This window comes from Kitasatospora sp. NPDC096204 (assembly GCF_044763205.1).
Classification (GTDB): Bacteria; Actinomycetota; Actinomycetes; order Streptomycetales; family Streptomycetaceae; genus Kitasatospora.
In genome coordinates this window covers 23,664-41,524 of record NZ_JBIWFT010000003.1, presented here as the reverse complement: position 1 = coordinate 41,524, position 17,861 = coordinate 23,664, and the positions used below count along the sequence as shown (strand labels likewise).

At 71.5% G+C, this 17,861-nt stretch carries 19 protein-coding genes; 15 read left to right on the top strand and 4 right to left on the bottom strand.

Annotated elements, in window-relative coordinates; translation table 11 throughout:
- Positions 1-35: 35 nt before the first annotated feature.
- Positions 36-1,172 carry a tRNA 2-thiouridine(34) synthase MnmA gene (gene mnmA / locus ACIQ87_RS03675; protein ID WP_392872879.1) on the top strand — a complete coding sequence of 379 codons (1,137 nt, stop codon included), beginning with the start codon at positions 36-38 and terminating at the stop codon, positions 1,170-1,172.
- On the opposite strand, the gene ACIQ87_RS03670 is transcribed toward mnmA, so the two are convergent.
- The 4 genes from ACIQ87_RS03670 to ACIQ87_RS03655 form a co-directional block, all read right to left on the bottom strand.
- On the bottom strand, positions 1,162-2,313 hold the full coding sequence (locus tag ACIQ87_RS03670) for a methyltransferase domain-containing protein (protein WP_402400998.1): 1,152 nt from the start codon (positions 2,311-2,313) through the stop codon (positions 1,162-1,164). The two genes, mnmA and ACIQ87_RS03670, sit on opposite strands and share 11 nt — an antisense overlap.
- Positions 2,310-2,447, bottom strand: a complete 138-nt coding sequence (locus tag ACIQ87_RS03665; protein WP_402400995.1) for a hypothetical protein — start codon at positions 2,445-2,447, stop codon at positions 2,310-2,312. The genes ACIQ87_RS03670 and ACIQ87_RS03665 overlap by 4 nt, the downstream gene beginning before the upstream one ends.
- Before the next feature lie 178 nt (positions 2,448-2,625).
- Positions 2,626-3,057, bottom strand: a complete 432-nt coding sequence (locus ACIQ87_RS03660) for an ATP-binding protein (protein WP_402400993.1) — start codon at positions 3,055-3,057, stop codon at positions 2,626-2,628.
- Between the two features lie 104 nt (positions 3,058-3,161).
- Positions 3,162-4,346 carry a helix-turn-helix domain-containing protein gene (locus tag ACIQ87_RS03655; RefSeq protein WP_402400991.1) on the bottom strand — a complete coding sequence of 395 codons (1,185 nt, stop codon included), beginning with the start codon at positions 4,344-4,346 and terminating at the stop codon, positions 3,162-3,164.
- Between the two features lie 226 nt (positions 4,347-4,572).
- Here ACIQ87_RS03655 and ACIQ87_RS03650 point away from each other — a divergent pair, with 226 nt between their 5' ends.
- The 14 genes from ACIQ87_RS03650 (at position 4,573) to ACIQ87_RS03585 (ending at position 17,759) form a co-directional block, all read left to right on the top strand.
- A complete protein-coding gene (locus tag ACIQ87_RS03650; RefSeq protein WP_402400989.1) occupies positions 4,573-4,707 on the top strand; it encodes a hypothetical protein in 135 nt (44 codons plus the stop codon).
- The gene (locus ACIQ87_RS03645) at positions 4,700-5,140 is read left to right on the top strand and encodes an NUDIX hydrolase (RefSeq protein ID WP_402400986.1); all 441 of its coding nucleotides are present in this window, start codon (positions 4,700-4,702) and stop codon (positions 5,138-5,140) included. Before ACIQ87_RS03650 ends, ACIQ87_RS03645 begins: the two co-directional genes overlap by 8 nt.
- Before the next feature lie 96 nt (positions 5,141-5,236).
- The gene (locus ACIQ87_RS03640; protein WP_402400983.1) at positions 5,237-6,055 is read left to right on the top strand and encodes a class I SAM-dependent methyltransferase; all 819 of its coding nucleotides are present in this window, start codon (positions 5,237-5,239) and stop codon (positions 6,053-6,055) included.
- 12 nt (positions 6,056-6,067) lie between these two features.
- A complete protein-coding gene (locus ACIQ87_RS03635) occupies positions 6,068-6,607 on the top strand; it encodes a GNAT family N-acetyltransferase (protein ID WP_402400980.1) in 540 nt (179 codons plus the stop codon).
- 60 nt (positions 6,608-6,667) lie between these two features.
- Positions 6,668-7,192 carry a TIGR00730 family Rossman fold protein gene (locus ACIQ87_RS03630; protein WP_402400977.1) on the top strand — a complete coding sequence of 175 codons (525 nt, stop codon included), beginning with the start codon at positions 6,668-6,670 and terminating at the stop codon, positions 7,190-7,192.
- A gap of 13 nt (positions 7,193-7,205) precedes the next feature.
- The gene (locus tag ACIQ87_RS03625; RefSeq protein ID WP_402400974.1) at positions 7,206-7,895 is read left to right on the top strand and encodes an SDR family oxidoreductase; all 690 of its coding nucleotides are present in this window, start codon (positions 7,206-7,208) and stop codon (positions 7,893-7,895) included.
- A gap of 77 nt (positions 7,896-7,972) precedes the next feature.
- Positions 7,973-8,983 (top strand): methionine synthase, encoded by a 1,011-nt coding sequence (locus ACIQ87_RS03620; protein ID WP_402400971.1) that lies wholly within the window; start codon positions 7,973-7,975, stop codon positions 8,981-8,983.
- Between the two features lie 18 nt (positions 8,984-9,001).
- Entirely contained in the window at positions 9,002-11,290 is a 2,289-nt protein-coding gene (ligA, locus tag ACIQ87_RS03615; protein WP_402400969.1) for an NAD-dependent DNA ligase LigA, read from the top strand.
- A gap of 323 nt (positions 11,291-11,613) precedes the next feature.
- Positions 11,614-13,446, top strand: a complete 1,833-nt coding sequence (locus tag ACIQ87_RS03610) for a putative bifunctional diguanylate cyclase/phosphodiesterase (RefSeq protein WP_402400967.1) — start codon at positions 11,614-11,616, stop codon at positions 13,444-13,446.
- 261 nt (positions 13,447-13,707) lie between these two features.
- A complete protein-coding gene (gatC, locus tag ACIQ87_RS03605; RefSeq protein ID WP_030057414.1) occupies positions 13,708-14,004 on the top strand; it encodes an Asp-tRNA(Asn)/Glu-tRNA(Gln) amidotransferase subunit GatC in 297 nt (98 codons plus the stop codon).
- A gap of 5 nt (positions 14,005-14,009) precedes the next feature.
- Positions 14,010-15,503 (top strand): Asp-tRNA(Asn)/Glu-tRNA(Gln) amidotransferase subunit GatA, encoded by a 1,494-nt coding sequence (gene gatA, locus ACIQ87_RS03600; protein ID WP_402400965.1) that lies wholly within the window; start codon positions 14,010-14,012, stop codon positions 15,501-15,503.
- Positions 15,500-15,760 (top strand): hypothetical protein, encoded by a 261-nt coding sequence (locus tag ACIQ87_RS03595; protein ID WP_392872845.1) that lies wholly within the window; start codon positions 15,500-15,502, stop codon positions 15,758-15,760. Before gatA ends, ACIQ87_RS03595 begins: the two co-directional genes overlap by 4 nt.
- Before the next feature lie 83 nt (positions 15,761-15,843).
- Positions 15,844-17,352 (top strand): Asp-tRNA(Asn)/Glu-tRNA(Gln) amidotransferase subunit GatB, encoded by a 1,509-nt coding sequence (gene gatB, locus ACIQ87_RS03590; protein ID WP_402400962.1) that lies wholly within the window; start codon positions 15,844-15,846, stop codon positions 17,350-17,352.
- 248 nt (positions 17,353-17,600) lie between these two features.
- Positions 17,601-17,759 (top strand): hypothetical protein, encoded by a 159-nt coding sequence (locus tag ACIQ87_RS03585; protein ID WP_158077676.1) that lies wholly within the window; start codon positions 17,601-17,603, stop codon positions 17,757-17,759.
- Positions 17,760-17,861 lie beyond the last annotated feature (102 nt).

Genomic DNA, 17,861 nt, shown 5'->3' with positions numbered 1-17,861 from the left:
GGCATGTACGGGAGCCCCGTACGCTTGTAGTCACCATGACTGACTTCCCTGGTGCCCCGACCACTCCGTCCACCGGCCGCCTGCGCGTGCTCGCGGCGATGTCCGGCGGAGTCGACTCCGCCGTCGCCGCCGCCCGCGCCGTCGAAGCCGGGCACGAGGTGACCGGCGTCCACCTGGCGCTCTCCGCCAACCCGCAGTCCTTCCGGACCGGCGCCCGCGGCTGCTGCACCATCGAGGACTCCCGGGACGCCTGGCGGGCGGCCGACGTGATCGGCATCCCCTTCTACGTCTGGGACCTGGCCGAGCGCTTCCGCGAGGACGTGATCGACGACTTCGTCGCCGAGTACGCGGCCGGGCGCACCCCCAACCCGTGCCTGCGCTGCAACGAGAAGATCAAGTTCGCGGCGCTGCTGGACAAGGCGATCGCGCTGGGCTTCGACGCCGTCTGCACCGGCCACTACGCCCGGATCGTCGACCTGCCCGACGGCTCGCGCGAGCTGCACCGCGCCGTCGACGCCGCCAAGGACCAGTCCTACGTGCTCGGCGTCCTCGACGCCGACCAGCTCGCCCACTCGCTCTTCCCGCTCGGCGACACCACCAAGGAAGCCATCCGCGAGGAGGCCGAGCGCCGCGGTCTGGCCGTCGCGAAGAAGCCCGACAGCCACGACATCTGCTTCATCGCCGACGGCGACACCCAGGGCTTCCTGGCCAAGCACCTCGGCACCGCGACCGGCGACATCCTCGACGTCGACGGCACCAAGCTCGGCGAGCACGACGGTGCGTACGGCTTCACCATCGGCCAGCGCAAGGGCCTGCGGATCGGCCGCCCGGCGGCCGACGGCAAGCCGCGGTACGTCCTGGACATCTCCCCGGTGAACAACACCGTGACGGTCGGCCCGGTCGAGGGCCTCGACGTCACCGGGCTGACCGCCATCCGCCCCCGCTGGTGCGGCACCGAAGCGCTGGCCGACGGCCGCTACACCGCCCAGCTGCGGGCCCACGGCGAGGAGGTGCCGGTGAGCGCCTCGGTGGTCGACGGCGAGCTGCGGGTCCGGCTGGACACCCCGGTGCGGGGCATCGCCCCCGGCCAGGCCGTGGTGCTGTACGACGGCACCCGGGTCGTCGGCTCGGCCACCATCGCCACGACGGAGCGTCCGGCCGTCACCGCCTGAGCGGGAGCACCTGGGCGGGCCGGTCCAGCCAGGCCCACTGTGCTTCCTCGGTGACGGTCAGCCCGAAGCGCTCGGGGCCGGGGCAGCCGTGCTCCTCCCACCAGCGGTGGGCGGCCTCGACCTCGTTCCAGAGGCGGCGCGGGCCGTACTGCCAGACGGTGGGGTGGTCGCCGTCGGTGTCGACGGCGGCCCAGGAGCGGGTGTCGGTGGTCGCGACCCAGAGCCGGTCGTCGTCGGCGTTCCAGGCGGTCCAGGCGTCGCCGAGGTGCAGGCCGAGGGCGAACCGGGCCTCCCAGTTGTCGCCGGTGATGTCGTGCGGGGAGAGCGTTGTCCGGGACTCGTCCGGAACGTGTTCGTCACGGACGACGTCGCGGAAGATCCGCAGGTCCTGCCGCTGGCCGCGCATGAGCATGAAGGCGGAGTGCGGGCTGAACCGGCCGAGGGCCCGGCCGGGTTCGACGGTGAGCTTGAGCAGGCCCCAGCAGAGCATGGGGTTGTCCCAGGGGGTGAGGACGGTGCCGCCGGGGCGGGTCTGCTCGATCCAGGCCCACGGGACGCGGCGGACGGAGCAGGTGGAGACGACCCGGTCGTAGGGCTGGCGGAGGGGCCAGCCGTCGGCGCCGTCCCCGCAGATCACCTCGACGTTGCGGCCCGATGCGTTGAGGGACGCCCAGGCCGTACGGGCGATGTCGGAGTCGACCTCGACGGAGGCGACGTGGCCGGCGCCGAGACGGTGGGCCAGGAGAGCGGCGTTCCAGCCGGTGCCGGTGCCGATCTCCAGAACGTTCATGCCGGGGCGGACGTCGAGGTCGCTGAGCATGCGGACGACGATGGAGGGGGCGGAGGCGGAGGAGGACGGCCAGGCGTCGGCGGGGTCGGGGGGCGGGTCGCCGTCGTTGACCTGGGTGACGATCGGGACGTCGGCGTAGGCGGCCTCGAACCAGCGGTCGTGGTCGGTGGAGAGGTCGCAGGGCTCGTAGTCGCCTTGGGGGTTCTGCAGCCAGATGCGGTGGGGGAGGAAGTGGTGGCGGGGGACGGCGGTGATGGCCGCCTGCCACTCGCGGGGGACCGGGCCGTCGAGGGAAGCCTCGACGGCCCGGAGCAGGGCGCTGTTCGCGGCCTGCTCCGGTCGATGCGTCACTTGTTGTTCTCGTCCTTCTTCTGGTGCTTCGGCTCAGGTGCGGGGCGGGCGCTGTCGGGGGAGGGCTTGGTGGTGCCCGGGTCCTTCTTGCCGCCGTGCTTGCCGTCGCTGGGCTTGTCGGTTCCCCATGTCATGGGTGCTCCTTGGTGGTTGGTGGCTACCGGTCCGGCGGCCTGGGCGTGGGCGGGTGCGGCGGTCTGGAAGGGGGAGGCTTCGGTTCGCGGCTGGGCATGGCGGTGCTCCTTCGCGTGGGGAGAGGTGGGGTTGGTGGTCCCGCCCGCGCCGCCGGCCCGGCGGCGCGGGCGGGCGGGGTCAGTGGGGTGTCGAGAGGTCGGCGTGAACGACCTTGCCGAAGGGGAGGGGCGTGACACCCCACCGGCCGTCGGTGAGCCGGTGGATCATGGAGAGTCCCCGCCCGGAGGTGGCTCCGGGCGGGGACTTGACCAGCACCGGCATCGCACGGGAGCCGTCCCCGACGAGGATGCGGAGGGTGCGGGAGGCGGGGCGGCGCACGGCAATGACCATGCGGGTTTGGCAGCCGGTCTTGAGAGCGTTGGTGGCGAGTTCACTGACGACCACAGAGGCGTCGTCCACGAGGTCGTCCAGCCCCCACTCCCGCAGCTTGCCGGAGACGAAGCGGCGGGCAACGCCCACCGATTCCGGCAGGTAGGGAAGGCAGATGGTCGCCGGCTCCGGGGGCGGGAGGGCGGCGTTGCCCCTCGCGACGTTGGAGAGGAGGGTCATCAGTACTTCTCCTTGGCGTAGTCATCTCGCTACGGAGAGCATCGCCACAGCAGGAGAGCCGGACTGTCACTCTCTGGTGATAGTCCGGCTCCAATAAGTGATGATCAGATGCCGACCCAGTGCGCCATGCTGCTGAGCGTGCCCGGCGTCGACCGGCGTGCGGAGACGAGCCCGGCGACCGTCTCCCGCACCATCGGGTGGTAGCGCATCTGCTGGGGTGCGAGTTCCCGTGCGTGCTGCAAGGACTTCAGCGACTCGTCGGAGCGGCCGATCCACAGCTGGGCTCGGGCCACCTCGGCGATGTGGGCGGCGATCCGTGAAGCCGGCCACTCCGCAGGCATCTGGATCTGCTCTGCGGCCCGTACGGCTTCCGCGTAGCGGTACTGCTCGGAGAGCGTCGCCACCTGGTGCACGGCCACATTGGTCGGACCGAACGAGAGCCAGTGCACCCGTGTGGCCTCGCCCGTGATCTCGGCGATCCGCGCCGCCTCCGAGATGTGTCCTGCGGCCGTGTCGCCATCCCCGGATCGTGCGGCCAGGACAGCCGCGCCGAGGTGGAGTTGGCCCACCGCCACGTCCCGGACTCGTCCGGAGTCTGCCTGTTCGAGGGTGTGGGCGCCGACCGCGACGAGTCGCTCCCCCATCTCGTACTGGCCCGAGCGCAGGTAGACCAGCGAGCGGAGATACTGGCGAACTCCCGCGAGCACCGGGTCGGATCCGCGCTCGGCCGCCCAGGCCATCCGGTCCAGGGCCACCACGCACAGATCTGCGAAACCCAGCTTCGTGGTGATGTCATAGGCCGTGCGATAGGTGCTGGCCAGCACCTGCCACGCCTTCTCGGAGGGCGCCAGGTGTGCGGCCGTCGTCGCCTCGGCAATCAGGGCAGGCAGCGCGCGGGCAGCGTCCTTGATGCGTGTCTCGCGGACCAGGGCACACAACTGTTCAGCATTGGTGTGGAGTTCGCTCATCGGGCGGGCGGCGACATCGGGGTCGGCTCCGAGGTCGTACAGGTCGAGTGCTTCGCGGATCGGCTGGATCAGCACATCGAGCTCGTCCTGCCGCAGCTCGGTCAGGTACGGCTGGCCGGTGAGGTCGACGGTCTGCACGGAGAGGACCCGCGCGACTGCGGCGAGCACGGCGGGTGTGGCCGGCTTGGCTCCCTGCTCGACCTTCGTGAGCATGCTGTACGAAATGTGTGCGCGAGCAGCCAGTTCACGCTGCGTCAGGTGGCGAAGCTTGCGATACTGGGCGATGCGTTCGCCGGTGTGCTCGGAGGTGTGCCTGGGCATACGGAGACTCCGTTCGTAGCGACCACTGCGGACGATACTCGCCGAAGGTGGCGGTGGAAGCGCACCGGAGCATCGCTTCCGCTAGGGGTTGGGAGTTCGGATTGACCGAGCACCGGGAGTCGTTCCTCTGCATCGTCGTCTGCGCCTCTGGGATCGCCGACGGAGTGGGCGAGTTGATCGCGGCCGCCCACCGGCCTACCCGGAGAGCCTGGCCCGCCTCCGCTCGATGGGCGTCCTGATCGGCGACTACGTACCGCACAAGCCCAAGTCCGGCGGCGGCCGCGACAAGTACAACTGGACTCACGTCCTCGATCTGCTTCGCCCGGCGCTGCGGCAGAAGGACGGTCCGGTCCGTGAGTGACAGCGCTGGGCGAGCCGCGCTCCACTCGGTGTCCGTCGCCGGGGTAGTGGTCCGTGAGGACGGGCGGGTGTTGGCGATCCGCCGAGTCGACAACGGGACTTGGGAGCCGCCGGGTGGGGTCCTCGAACTGGCGGAGGCCGTCGAGGACGGCGTGCGCCGGGAGGTCTACGAGGAGACCGGGATCAAGGTCGGCGTGGAGCGGCTGACCGGCGTGTACAAGAACATGAGCCGCGGAATCGTCGCGCTGGTCTTCCGCTGCCGACCGGAGGGCGGCGCCGAACAACTCTCGGACGAGTCAGCCGAAGTGGCCTGGCTCACCCCGGCCGAGGTCTCCGACCTGATGGCCGACGTTTGCGCCGTGCGCGTGCTGGATGCGCTCCGGGACGACACGACACCGGCCCTGCGCGCCCACGACGGCCGGCACCTGCTCTGACCCGGCGGCCTGCTCGTCGAGCAGGCCGCCGGGCATCGAGAGCCCCGCTGATCTTGAGTTGTCGCCTGCCCTCACGAGCCGTTCGGAGTCAGCTGCATGACGAGCAACACCGCGCAGCAGGACGCTGCAGTCACCGACAGGGCAGTACTTGCCCAAAGTGCTTACGCCGACGGGCGGCACCTGGCCGCTCGCCAGTCGATCTACCGATGGCAGCAGCCGCACTACGACATGCCGGGAATCGTCCTCGAAGAACTGGCCGGCACCACCGGCACCGTGCTCGACATCGGCTGTGGGAACGGCAAGTTCACCGACCGGCTGCGCCAGGACCGTCCGGACCTTCGAGTCGTGGGGGTGGACATCTCGGCGGGCATCCTCGCCGAGGTGGAGAAGCCGGTGCTGGTCGCCGACGCCCAGTCGTTGCCCTTCGCGGATGACAGCGCCGACGCCGTGCTGGCCCTGCACATGCTATACCACGTGGGTGACATCGAGGCCACGATCAAGGATCTCGCCCGGGTCCTGCGCCCGGACGGTGTGCTCCTCGCCTCCACCAACAGTGACACCGACAAGCACGAACTCGACCAGCTCTGGAGGAGGGCGGCCGGCGACGTTCTGGGTATCCCTGAGGGGCCGCCGCGGGTCTCCCTCAGCGCACGCTTCTCCCTGGAGAAGGCAGCCGACTATCTCGGGGCGGCGTTCGGCGGGGTCCGGATCCGGGAACTGCCCGGGATCATCGAACTCCGTGATCCGGCCCCGCTGGTTGCTCATCTGGCTTCCTATGAGGCGTGGGCCGAACAGTGTGGCGTCCCGTTTCAGGAGACTGTGCACAGGGCACGTGAGATCGCTGTTGAGGCCATCTCGAACCAGGGCTCATTCAAGATCACCTGCTTGGGTGGAATTCTCGTCTGTCGACGTTAGGGGCACGCTTCGGTGAGGACTTTCGCCCTGACCGGTGAGCGGACGGCAGCCCTGGAAGGCCAGTTGCGGGAGGTGTTCGCCGAGGCGTTCGCGGAGCCTCCGTATGGCGACGGGCCGGATGACGTGGCGCGGGCGTTTCGGCGGTTCCGTTCGCAGGCGCGGCGGCGGGGGTTCCGGGCAGCGGTCGCCTTCGATGGCGACACCGTCGTCGGCATGGCGTACGGCTATCCGCTCTCGGCCGACACCGGGTGGTGGGGCACCTTGATCGATCCCGTCCCCGACGACCTCCGTCATGAGGACGGCCGGCGCACCTTCGGTCTCTTCGAGCTGGCCGTCCGGCCTCCCTGGCGTCGCCGGGGCATTGCCACCTGCATGCACCGCACCCTCGTCGAAGGGCTCGACAACGAGCGGGTGATGCTGAACAGCCGACCAGAAGCGACTGCGGCCCAGGCCTCCTACCGGGCCTGGGGCTACCGGCGCGTCGGCGCGGCGATCCCGTGGGAGGGTGCCGCCCGGCACGACGTGATGGTCCTCGACCTGCCGTGTTCGTAGGCCGCCGGACCGTAATGCCGGTGAAGTGGTGCCGCGGGGCGTGATAGACCAGACGACATCATGAATATCTGTGTCTTCTGCTCCGCGTACTCCCTCGACGACCGCTACTCCGCTCCCGCCGCGGAGTTCGCCCGGCTCCTCGGGGAGGGCGGGCACACCCTTGTCTGGGGCGGCTCGAACGCCGGGCTGATGGGCCTCCTCGCCGACGAGGTGAAGGCCGCCGGCGGCCGGACCGTCGGGGTGATGGTCGAGATGCTGCGGCACAAGGCGTACGTCGGCGCCGACGAGCTGGTGTGGACCGCCGACCTCTCCGAGCGCAAGGCGGAGTTGGCCTCGCGGGCGGACGCGATCGTCGTGCTGGTCGGCGGGCTGGGCACCATGGACGAGGTCACCGAGGTGCTGGAGCTCAAGAAGCACGGCCGCTTCGACAAGCCGGTGGTCGTCCTGGACACCGAGGGCTTCTACGCGGGCCTGCGCACCCAGATGGAGCGGATGGACGCCGAGGGCTTCCTGCCCCGCCCGCTCGCCGAGCTGATCACCTTCGCGGACACGCCCGCCGAGGTCTTCGCCCAGCTCAAGGCCTGATTAGATCAAGACCATGGCTGCACATCTGATCACCGGCGCCGGCTCCGGCATCGGCGCCGTCCTGACCGAGAAGCTCGCCGAGCGCGGGGACGAGCTCTGGCTGCTGGCCCGCGACGCCCGTCGGGCCGCCGCGCTGCGGGAGCGCTTCCCCGGGGCGAAGACCCTGGCGGGCGACCTGGGGGACCCGGGCAAGCTGTCCTGGGCCCTCGGGCACCAGCAGCTGCCCGTCCGGCTGGACTCGCTGCTGCACGTCGCGGGCATGGTCGAACTCGGCACGGTCGGCGACCTGACCCCGAAGGCCTGGCAGGAGACGCTCAACGTCAACCTGATCGCCCCCGCCGAGCTCACCCGGCTGCTGCTGCCGTCCCTGCGGCTCGCCAAGGGTCACGTCCTGTTCGTCAACTCCGGCGCCGGCCTGAACGCCCACGCCGAGTGGTCGGCCTACGCGGCCAGCAAGCACGGCCTGAAGGCGCTCGCCGACTCGCTGCGCCAGGAGGAGCACGCCAACGGGGTCCGGGTCACCTCCGTCTACCCCGGCCGCACCGCCACCGCGATGCAGGTCAAGGTGCACCAGCAGGAGGGCAAGGAGTACGACGCCGACCGCTGGATCGAGCCGCAGTCCGTCGTCAAGGCGATCCTCGCCGCCCTGGACGCCTCGCGGGACGCGGAGATCACCGACATCACCGTCCGCCCCGGGCGGTAGGCCGCCGCGTGGGAAGTCGGCCCGGCCGACTTCCCACGCGTTCAGCCGGGGCCGTCCGACTGAGTAGGCTCGGGCGGGTGAGCACCCCACACCCCTTCCCCGACCTGCGCGGCGCCGCCACCGGCGTCGGCTCGCTGCCCGGCACCGACGCCCGGGAGGCCGCCAAGACCTCCACCGGTGCCCTGGAGTACCTGCCGTTCCTGCCCGAGCTGCCCGCGCGCGGGCCGGGCGCCGACATGATCGGCCGCGGCGCCGGCCTGCTGGTCGAGCTGTTCGCGCAGACCGAGCCGAGCGGCTGGCGGTTCACCGACCGCCCCGGCCGGGACACCCGGCGCGCCCACTCCTGGCTCGGCGAGGACCTGGACGCGCTGGAGGAGTTCACCCAGGGCTACCAGGGCGCGCTCAAGGTCCAGGCCGTCGGCCCCTGGACGCTCGCCGCGAGCATCGAGCTCAAGTACGGCGAGAAGGCGCTCTCCGACCCCGGCGCCTGCCGCGACATCGCCGGCTCGCTCACCGAGGGCCTGCGCCGCCATCTCGCGGACGTCCGCAAGCGGGTGCCCGGTGCCGAGGTCGTGCTGCAGCTGGACGAGCCCTCGCTGCCCGCCGTGCTGGCCGGGTCGGTGAAGACCGCCAGCGGCTTCCAGCGGCTGCGCGCCGTCGACCGGCAGGTCGCCGAGGAGGTCCTGCGGGAGACCGTCCGCGGTGTGGACGCGCCCGTGGTGGTGCACAGCTGCGCGCCGGACGTCCCGGTTCCGCTGCTGCGACGGGCCGGGGTCGCCGGGATCTCCCTCGACTTCTCCCTCCTCACCGAGCGCCAGGACGACGACCTCGGCGAGGCCGTGGAGGGCGGCACGATGATCCTCGCTGGTGTCGTCCCCGCCACTGACCAGGCAGTGTCCGACCCTGCCGGTAGTGTCCAGGGGGTCAGGACCCTGTGGCGCAGGCTCGGGTTCGCCCCGGAGCTGCTGGGCCGTCGCGTACTGGTGACGCCGACCTGCGGGCTGGCCGGGGCCTCCCCGGCGTACGCGCGCAGGGCGCTGTCGTCCGCGGTGCGGGCGGCGCAGAGCCTGGTGGACAACCCGGAATGAGAACGTAGGAGGCTTGCGGTGACGGCTGTCGAGGGCTGGGAGGACGTCCCGGCGGAGGTGCGCAGGCGGCACGCCGAGCTGTCGAAGGAGATCACCGACCACCGGGCCCGGTACTACGAGCAGGACGCGCCGGTCGTCAGCGACGCCGAGTTCGACGCGCTGATGCGGGAGCTGGAGGCGATCGAGGCCGAGCACCCGGCCCTGGTCACCCCGGACTCGCCGAGCCAGAAGGTCGGCGGGGCCGCCACCGGGCTGTTCGCCGAGGTCGAGCACCGCGAGCGGCTGCTCAGCCTGGACAACGCGATGGACGACGAGGAGCTGGCCGCCTGGGCCGAGCGGGTCGCCACCGAGCTGCACGGCATCGACTACCACTACCTGTGCGAGCTCAAGGTGGACGGCCTGGCCGTCAACCTCACCTACGAGAACGGCCAGTTGGTGCAGGCGGCGACGCGCGGCGACGGCCGGGTCGGCGAGGACATCACCGCCAACGTCCGCACCATCAGGGAGATCCCGCACCAGCTCAAGGGCGAGAACATCCCGGAGCTGGTGGAGATCCGCGGCGAGGTCTACTTCCCGACCGAGGCCTTCGACGCGCTCAACGCGTCCTTCGCGGAGGAGAACGAGCGCCGCCGGCAGGAGAACGAGGAGCGCGCCAAGGAGGGCAAGCGGCCCCGGGCGATGATCCGGCTGTTCATGAACCCCCGCAACGCCGCCGCCGGTTCGCTGCGCCAGAAGGACCCGCACGTCACCGCCTCCCGCCCGCTGCACATGGTGGTGCACGGCATCGGCGCCCGGGTCGGCTTCGACATCGACAACCAGTCGCACGCCTACCGGTTGCTGCACGACTGGGGTCTGCCGACCGCCCGGCACAACAAGGTGGTGGGGACGCTCGCCGAGGTGCGGGCCTTCATCAAGCAGTTCGGCGAGCAGCGGCACTCGGTCGAGCACGAGATCGACGGCGTGGTCGTCAAGGTGGACGAGATCGCCCTGCAGGGCCGGCTCGGCGCCACCTCCAAGTCCCCGCGCTGGGCGATCGCCTGGAAGTACCCGCCGGAGGAGGTCACCGGGACGCTGGCCGAGATCAAGGTCGGCGTCGGCCGCACCGGCCGGGCCACCCCGTACGCGGTGCTGGCCGAGCCGGTGAAGGTGGCCGGCTCGATGGTGCAGTACGCGACGCTGCACAACCAGGACGTCGTCAAGGCCAAGGACGTGCTGCTCGGCGACACCATCGTGCTGCGCAAGGCCGGCGACGTCATCCCGGAGATCCTCGGCCCGGTGTACGACCTGCGGGACGGCACCGAGCAGGCCTTCGTGATGCCCTCGCACTGCCCGGAGTGCGGCACCGAGCTGCGGCCGATGTCCGAGGGGGACATCGATCTGCGCTGCCCGAACGCGCAGTTCTGCCCGGCCCAGATCCGGGAGCGGATCGCCTTCCTCGGCGGCCGGTCCTGCCTGGACATCGAGGGGCTCGGCTACGTCGCGGCCACCGCGCTGACCCAGCCGCTGGAGCCGGCCGAGGCGCCGGTGCGGAACGAGGGGGACATCTTCGGGCTGTCCGAGGAGCAGCTCCTGCCGATCAAGGTGCTGGTGCGCGACCAGAAGACGGGCATGCCGAAGCTGGACGACGTCACCGGCGAGGAGAAGGAGGTGTTCTTCTTCGCGACCACCACGGGCGCGGCGAAGAAGACCACCGGGCTGCTGCTGGAGAACCTCGACAAGGCCAAGGACCGGCCGCTCTGGCGCTACCTCAACGGGCTGTCCATCCGACACGTCGGCCCGGTCGCGGCGCAGGTGCTGGCCCGGGAGTTCCGCGACCTGGACCGGATCTTCGCGGCCACCGAGGAGGAACTGGCCGCCGCGGAGGGGGTCGGCCCGACCATCGCCCGCTCGATCAGGGAGTGGTACCAGGTCGACTGGCACCGGGAGATCCTGGAGAAGTGGCGCGCCGCCGGCGTCCGCTTCACCGAGGAGTTCGCCGACGAGGACGAGGCGGAGCGCCCGCTGGAGGGCCTGACCGTGGTGGTGACCGGCACCCTGGCCGGCCACACCCGGGACGGCGCCAAGGAGGCGCTGACCACGCGCGGAGCGAAGGTGACCGGTTCGGTTTCGAAGAAGACCGATTTCGTGGTCGCCGGTGACAACCCAGGGTCCAAGTACGACAAGGCCGTTCAGCTCGGCCTGCCCGTCCTGGACGACGCCGGGTTCGCCGTGCTGCTCGCCGACGGGCCGGCCGCCGCCCGTGCCCACCTGGGACTTCCGGAGCCGGAGGGGGCCGTGGAGGCGGAGAAGAAGCCCGTCGAGGACTGATCCCGAGCCGACCCGAGCGGTCCGTGACCGGATCGGTGTTGTTATCGTCCTGATGCAGCGTCACCGGGTGCCACACAGTGAAAGCGGGCATTGTGTCACTGTGTGACACCCGAGTGTGGTGGCGCGTTTCCGGTTGTCCGAAAGTCTGCCCACCGGGTGCAGCCCGGCATACCCTGGAGCGCAACAGAGTGTCAGCAGGGGTGGGGGCACCGGCTGGGCCGGTGCTCCCGGGGGTCGCTCCATGCCCGGCAGCTGTCGGTACCGGCACGGTGCCTCACCGTACGGCGGCCTGACGGGGGCGGGCCCGACGGAGGACAGGGCTTATGGATCGTACGACCGGCGGTGCGCCCACACGCCCGCCGCAGGGGGTGGCGGGTGCGGTCCTGCTGCTCGGCGTGCTGCTGGCCGGAGCAGCGCCGCTCATCCCGCTGGCCGTCCTGGTCTACCGGTACGAACCCGAGTTGCTGCCGCTGTTCGCCGTGCCCCTGGCGGTGCTGGTGGCGGCCTGGCGGATCGCCCGGGACCGGGCCCGGGACCAGCTGAGCGACCCGCTGACGGATCTGCCCAACCGTCAGGCCCTGCTGCTGGCCGCCCAGGAGGCGATCGCGGAGTGTGAGCAGGGCTATAGCGTCGGTCTCATCCTGCTCGACCTCGATCGCTTCCGATCACTCAACGACACACTCGGTCATACGGCTGGTGACCGGCTGCTGGTTCACATCTCCCGCCGGCTGCACCGGGCCCTGCGCTCCGGCGGCCCGGCCGGCAGCGCCACCCGGGAGTCCATCGACGACGTCTTCGCCGGGCTGCCCCGGCACTACCGCCGCGGCCGCCCGATGGTGGCCCGGATGGGCGGCGACGAGTTCGCCGTCCTGCTGCCCGGCATCAACTGCCCGGACAGCCTGGAGCGGGTCGCCAAGGCGCTGATCGCCGAACTGGCCGCCCCGATCCGGCTGGACGGGCTGCTGCTCGTCCTGGAGGCCAGCGCCGGCGTCTGCGTCTACCCGCAGCACGCCCAGGACGCCGAGGCGCTGCTGCGCCGGGCCGACGTCGCGATGGGCCACGCCCAGCGCGGGTGCAGCGGCGTGGCCCAGTACGACGAGACCCAGGACGCCGACACGCCGTACCGGATCGGACTGCTGGGGGACCTGCGCCGGGCGCTGGAGACCGGGGAGGTGCAGCTGCACTACCAGCCGAAGGTGGCCTTCGACGGCCGGGTGGTCGGCCTGGAGGCGCTGCTGCGCTGGGAGCGGCCCGGCCAGGGGAAGGTCTCGCCGGACGAGTTCGTCGGGCTCGCCGAGTCCAGCGGACTGATGCCCCGGCTCACCGACTACGTGCTGGAGGCCGCCGTCGGCCAGCTCGCGTACTGGCGCGACCAGGGCCTCCAGGTGCAGGTCGCGGTCAACGTCTCGCCGCGCGACGTGCTCAACCCGGGCTTCGCCCAGCGGGTGGCCGGCCACCTGGTGCGCCACCAGGTGCCGGCCCACGCGCTCCAGCTGGAGATCACCGAGCGGCTGCTGCTGGACGACTCCCGGCGGGCCGCCGACACCCTGGCCGAGCTGCGCGGCTACGGCGTCGGGATGTCCCTGGACGACTTCGGCACCGGGCACTCCTCGCTGGTACGGCTGCGCAGCCTGCCGGTCGGCGAGCTGAAGATCGACCGCTCCTTCGTCTCCCGGATGGTCGCCGACGACCACGACGCGGCCGTGGTCCGGTGCTCGGTGGAGCTCGCCCACTCGCTGGGCCTGACGGTGGTCGCCGAGGGCGTCGAGGACGACGAGACCTGGGAGCGGCTGCACTGCATGGGCGTGGACGCCGTCCAGGGCTGGCTGGTGTCGGCCGCGCTGCCGGCCGAGCAGGCCACCGCCTGGCTGCGGGTGCACCGCACCGGCGCCCCGCCGGTGGAGCGGCTCGGCGTGCCGCCCCAGCTGCACGCCGGCTTCCGGCCGGGCCAGGGCGCCAAGCCGGTCGCCCAGCCGGCCGGGCCGCCGGTGCTGCCGCCGACGCTCCCGCCCGTCCGGCCGCCGGTCACGCCGCCCCCGCTGCCGCCGGTGGCGCAGATGGTGCAGGCCGCGCACCGGGAGGTCGAGCAGCAGGGGTGCGCCGCCGCCCTCCCGCAGCCGCAGCAGCGCCCGCCGGACGCCGCCGTCCGGCGGTGACGGCGACCGGTGGACGGACCGGTGGCGGAGGCGGTGGACGAACGGGTGGAGCGACCGGTGGACGGCCCGGTGGGCGACCCGGTGGGCGACCGGTGACGGGCGCCTCGGCTCACTCGTTGGCCGGGGTGGGGGACGGGCCCCATAGGATGGGGTCCAAAGACCACGAGGACGGAGCGCCGAACCCGGCTGCTCCTGCCCGGGCCCGGCACCGCCCGCAAGGCACCGCCGGGTCTCACCAGAACTCACCCTGAGGATCGCTGCATGCCTGGCATCACGCGCGAGGAGGTCGCCCACCTCGCCCGGCTGTCGCGTCTTGAGCTGAAGCCCGAAGAGCTGGACCACTTCGCCGAGCAGCTCGACGTGATCATCGGCGCGGTCGCCCGCGTTTCCGAGGTCGCCGGACAGGACGTCCCGCCGACCTCCCACCCGCTGCCGCTGACCAACGTCATGCGTGCGGACGAGGTGCGGCCGTCGCTCACCCCGGAGCAGGCGCTGTCCGGCGCCCCCGCCGCCGAGGAGCAGCGTTTCCGTGTGCCGCAGATCCTCGGGGAGGACTGACCGAGATGACCGAGCTGATCCGTTTCACCGCCGCCGAGACCGCGAGCGCCGTCGCCAAGGGCGAGGTGTCCGCCGTCGAGGTCGCGCAGGCCCACCTGGACCGCATCGAGGCCGTCGACCAGAAGGTCAACGCCTTCCTGCACGTCGACACCGAGGGCGCGCTGGCCGCGGCCAGGGCCGTCGACGAGAAGCGCGCCAGGGGCGAGGAGCTGGGCCCGCTGGCCGGCGTCCCGCTCGCGCTCAAGGACGTCTTCACCACCAAGGGCATCCCGACCACCTGTGGTTCGAAGATGCTCGAGGGCTGGATCCCGCCGTACGACGCCACGCTGACGAGCCGTCTCAAGGCCGCCGACGTCGTCATCCTCGGCAAGACCAACATGGACGAGTTCGCGATGGGCTCCTCCACCGAGAACTCCGCGTACGGCGTGACCGGCAACCCGTGGGACCTCTCCCGCATCCCCGGCGGCTCCGGCGGCGGTTCGGCCGCCGCGCTGGCCGCCTTCGAGGCCCCGCTGGCGATCGGCACCGACACCGGCGGCTCGATCCGCCAGCCCGGCGCCGTCACCGGCACCGTCGGCGTCAAGCCGACCTACGGCTCGGTGTCCCGCTACGGCCTGGTGGCGTTCTCCAGCAGCCTGGACCAGGGCGGCCCGTGCGCCCGCACCGTGCTGGACGCGGCCCTGCTGCACGAGGCCATCGCCGGGCACGACCCGCTGGACTCCACCTCGATCGACGCGCCCGTCCCGGCCGTGGTCGAGGCGGCGAAGATGCGCGACATCCGCGGCATGCGGATCGGCGTCGTCAAGGAGTTCGCCGGCGAGGGCTACCAGGCCGGCGTGATGCAGCGCTTCAACGAGTCGGTGGAGCTGCTGCGCGAGCTGGGCGCCGAGGTCGTCGAGGTCTCCTGCCCGTCGTTCACCCTGGCGCTGCCGGCGTACTACCTGATCGCGCCGAGCGAGTGCTCCTCCAACCTGGCCCGCTTCGACGCGATGCGCTACGGCCTGCGGGTCGGCGACGACGGCAGCCGCTCGGCCGAGGAGGTCACCTCCCTGACCCGCGAGGCCGGCTTCGGCCCCGAGGTCAAGCGCCGCATCATCCTGGGCACCTACGCGCTGTCCTCGGGCTACTACGACGCCTACTACGGCTCGGCCCAGAAGGTCCGCACGCTCATCTCGCGCGACTTCGACGCCGCCTTCGCGGGCGTGGACGTCCTGGTCTCGCCGACCACGCCGACCACCGCCTTCCCGATCGGCGAGCGCGCCGACGACCCGATGGCGATGTACCTGGCCGACCTGTGCACGATTCCGTCGAACCTCGCGGGCAACGCGGCCATGTCGCTGCCGGTCGGCCTGGCGCCGGAGGACAATCTCCCGGTCGGCCTGCAGATCATCGCACCCGCGATGGCGGACGACCGCCTGTACCGCGTGGGCGGTGCCGTCGAGGCCGCGCTCAACGACAAGTGGGGGCACACCCTGCTGGAGGAGGCACCGGCACTGTGAGCAAGATCGAGAAGGCCAAGGCCCAGTCCACGTCGCTCAAGGGCTTCAAGCACAGCAAGCCCGGCCTGTGGCTGTCCATCGGCACCAGCGCGTTCGGCGCGATCTCCGTCGTCAAGGACGTCCGCAGGGCCCGCGAGGAGAGCGACACCCTCAAGCTGGTCAACGCCCTGGTCGGCGCGGCCGCGCTGGTCACCGGCACGGCCCTGCTGGTGCGCGAGCTGCGCCGGCTGGGCTCCGACGACGTGCTGCTGGGCTGAGCCGAGCTGAGCGCCCCGGCCCGGCCCCGCGCGATGCGGCGGCCGGGCCCGTACCTCCCAAGCTTCAAGTGAGAAGGGACGCTGTGAGCGTCATGAACCTGGTCTCCTACGAGGACGCTCTCGCGTCGTACGACCCGGTGATGGGCCTTGAGGTCCACGTCGAGCTGGGTACCAAGACCAAGATGTTCTGCGGTTGCTCGACCGAGCTGGGTGCCGAGCCGAACAGCCAGACCTGCCCGACCTGCCTGGGCCTGCCGGGTTCGCTGCCGGTGGTCAACGCGGTCGGCGTGGAGTCGGCCGTCAAGATCGGCCTGGCGCTGAACTGCGAGATCGCCGAGTGGTGCCGGTTCGCGCGGAAGAACTACTTCTACCCGGACATGCCCAAGAACTTCCAGACCTCGCAGTACGACGAGCCGATCGCCTTCAACGGCTACCTCGATGTGCAGCTGGAGGACGGCTCGACCTTCCGGGTGGAGATCGAGCGCGCCCACATGGAGGAGGACACCGGCAAGTCCAGCCACGTCGGCGGGGCCACCGGCCGCATCCACGGCGCCACCCACTCGCTGCTCGACTACAACCGGGCCGGCATCCCGCTGATCGAGATCGTCACCAAGCCGATCGTCGGCGCCGGCGAGCGCGCCCCCGAGGTCGCCAAGGCGTACGTCGCCGAGCTGCGCGAGGTCATCCGCTCGCTCGACGTCTCCGAGGCCCGGATGGACAAGGGCCAGATGCGCTGCGACGTCAACCTGTCGCTGCGCCCGAACGGCACCGAGACCTTCGGCACCCGCTCGGAGACCAAGAACGTCAACTCGCTGCGCAGCGTGGAGCGGGCCGCCCGGTTCGAGATCCAGCGGCACGCGACGGTGCTGACCGACGGCGGCACCATCATCCAGGAGACCCGCCACTTCCACGAGGACAACGGCACCACCACCTCGGGCCGCATCAAGGACAACGCCGAGGACTACCGCTACTTCCCCGAGCCGGACCTGGTGCCGGTGGCCCCCGCCCGCGAGTGGGTCGAGGAGCTGCGCGCCGCCCTGCCCGAGCTGCCGCGGGTGCGCCGCGCCCGGCTGCAGGCCGAGTGGGGCCTGTCCGACAAGGACATGCAGTCGGTGCTCAACGCCGGTGCGGTGGGCCCGATCCAGGAGACCATCGCGGCCGGTGCCCCGGCCGACCAGGCCCGCAAGTGGTGGATGGGCGAGCTGGCCCGCCGCGCCAACGAGACCGGCACCGAGCTGAGCGAGCAGCCGATCACCCCGGTGCAGGTCGCCCGGGTCGCCGCGCTGGTCGCCGAGGGCAAGCTGAACGACAAGCTGGCCCGCCAGGTCATCGAGGGCGTGCTGGCCGGCGAGGGCGAGCCGGACGAGATCGTCGAGAAGCGCGGCCTGGCCGTGGTCTCGGACGACTCCGCGCTGGGCGCCGCCGTCGACCAGGCCATCGCCGAGAACGAGGCGATCGCCGCCAAGATCCGCGACGGCAAGGTCCAGGCCGTGGGCGCGCTGGTGGGCGCGGTCATGAAGGCGACCCGTGGCCAGGCCGACGCCGCCCGGGTGAAGGACCTGATCCTGGAGAAGCTGGGCGTCTCCGCCTGAGCATCGCCTGGGCTGTCAAGCCTGCCTTCCTAAGGCATCTAAGGCATCTAAGGCCCTCTAAGTAAGGCCTAAGGCCCCGCCTCACCTATGTATCTAGGTGAGGCGGGGCCTTAAACCTTTCTTGGCGACCGATCTAAGGCAGCTGGGCCCCGGAAGATGCGGCAGGCTCCCGATGCGGCACCCCCCACTGGCGGAGGAAGCTCTTACCTGTCAGCAAGACGGAGTGAGAACCCGAGGGGGAACCGGAAATGATCGAGTACCAGACCTTCCAGCAACAGGCCCACGAGCTCGTGGCCCGCGCCGAGCACGAGCGCCTGGTGCGCGAGGCCAAGGAGGCCCGCCGACTGCGGCAGCGCCCGGTGGCCGCCCGCTTCCAGCGGCGCCCCGTGCGTCGGCCCGAATGCTGACGGTCCGGCACCACGACGGTGCCGAAGGAGCTCCGGAGGGGGAGACGCCGCGAACGGGCGTCTCCCCCTCCGGGCGTTCGGGCCCGGAACCCCGTTCGCCTC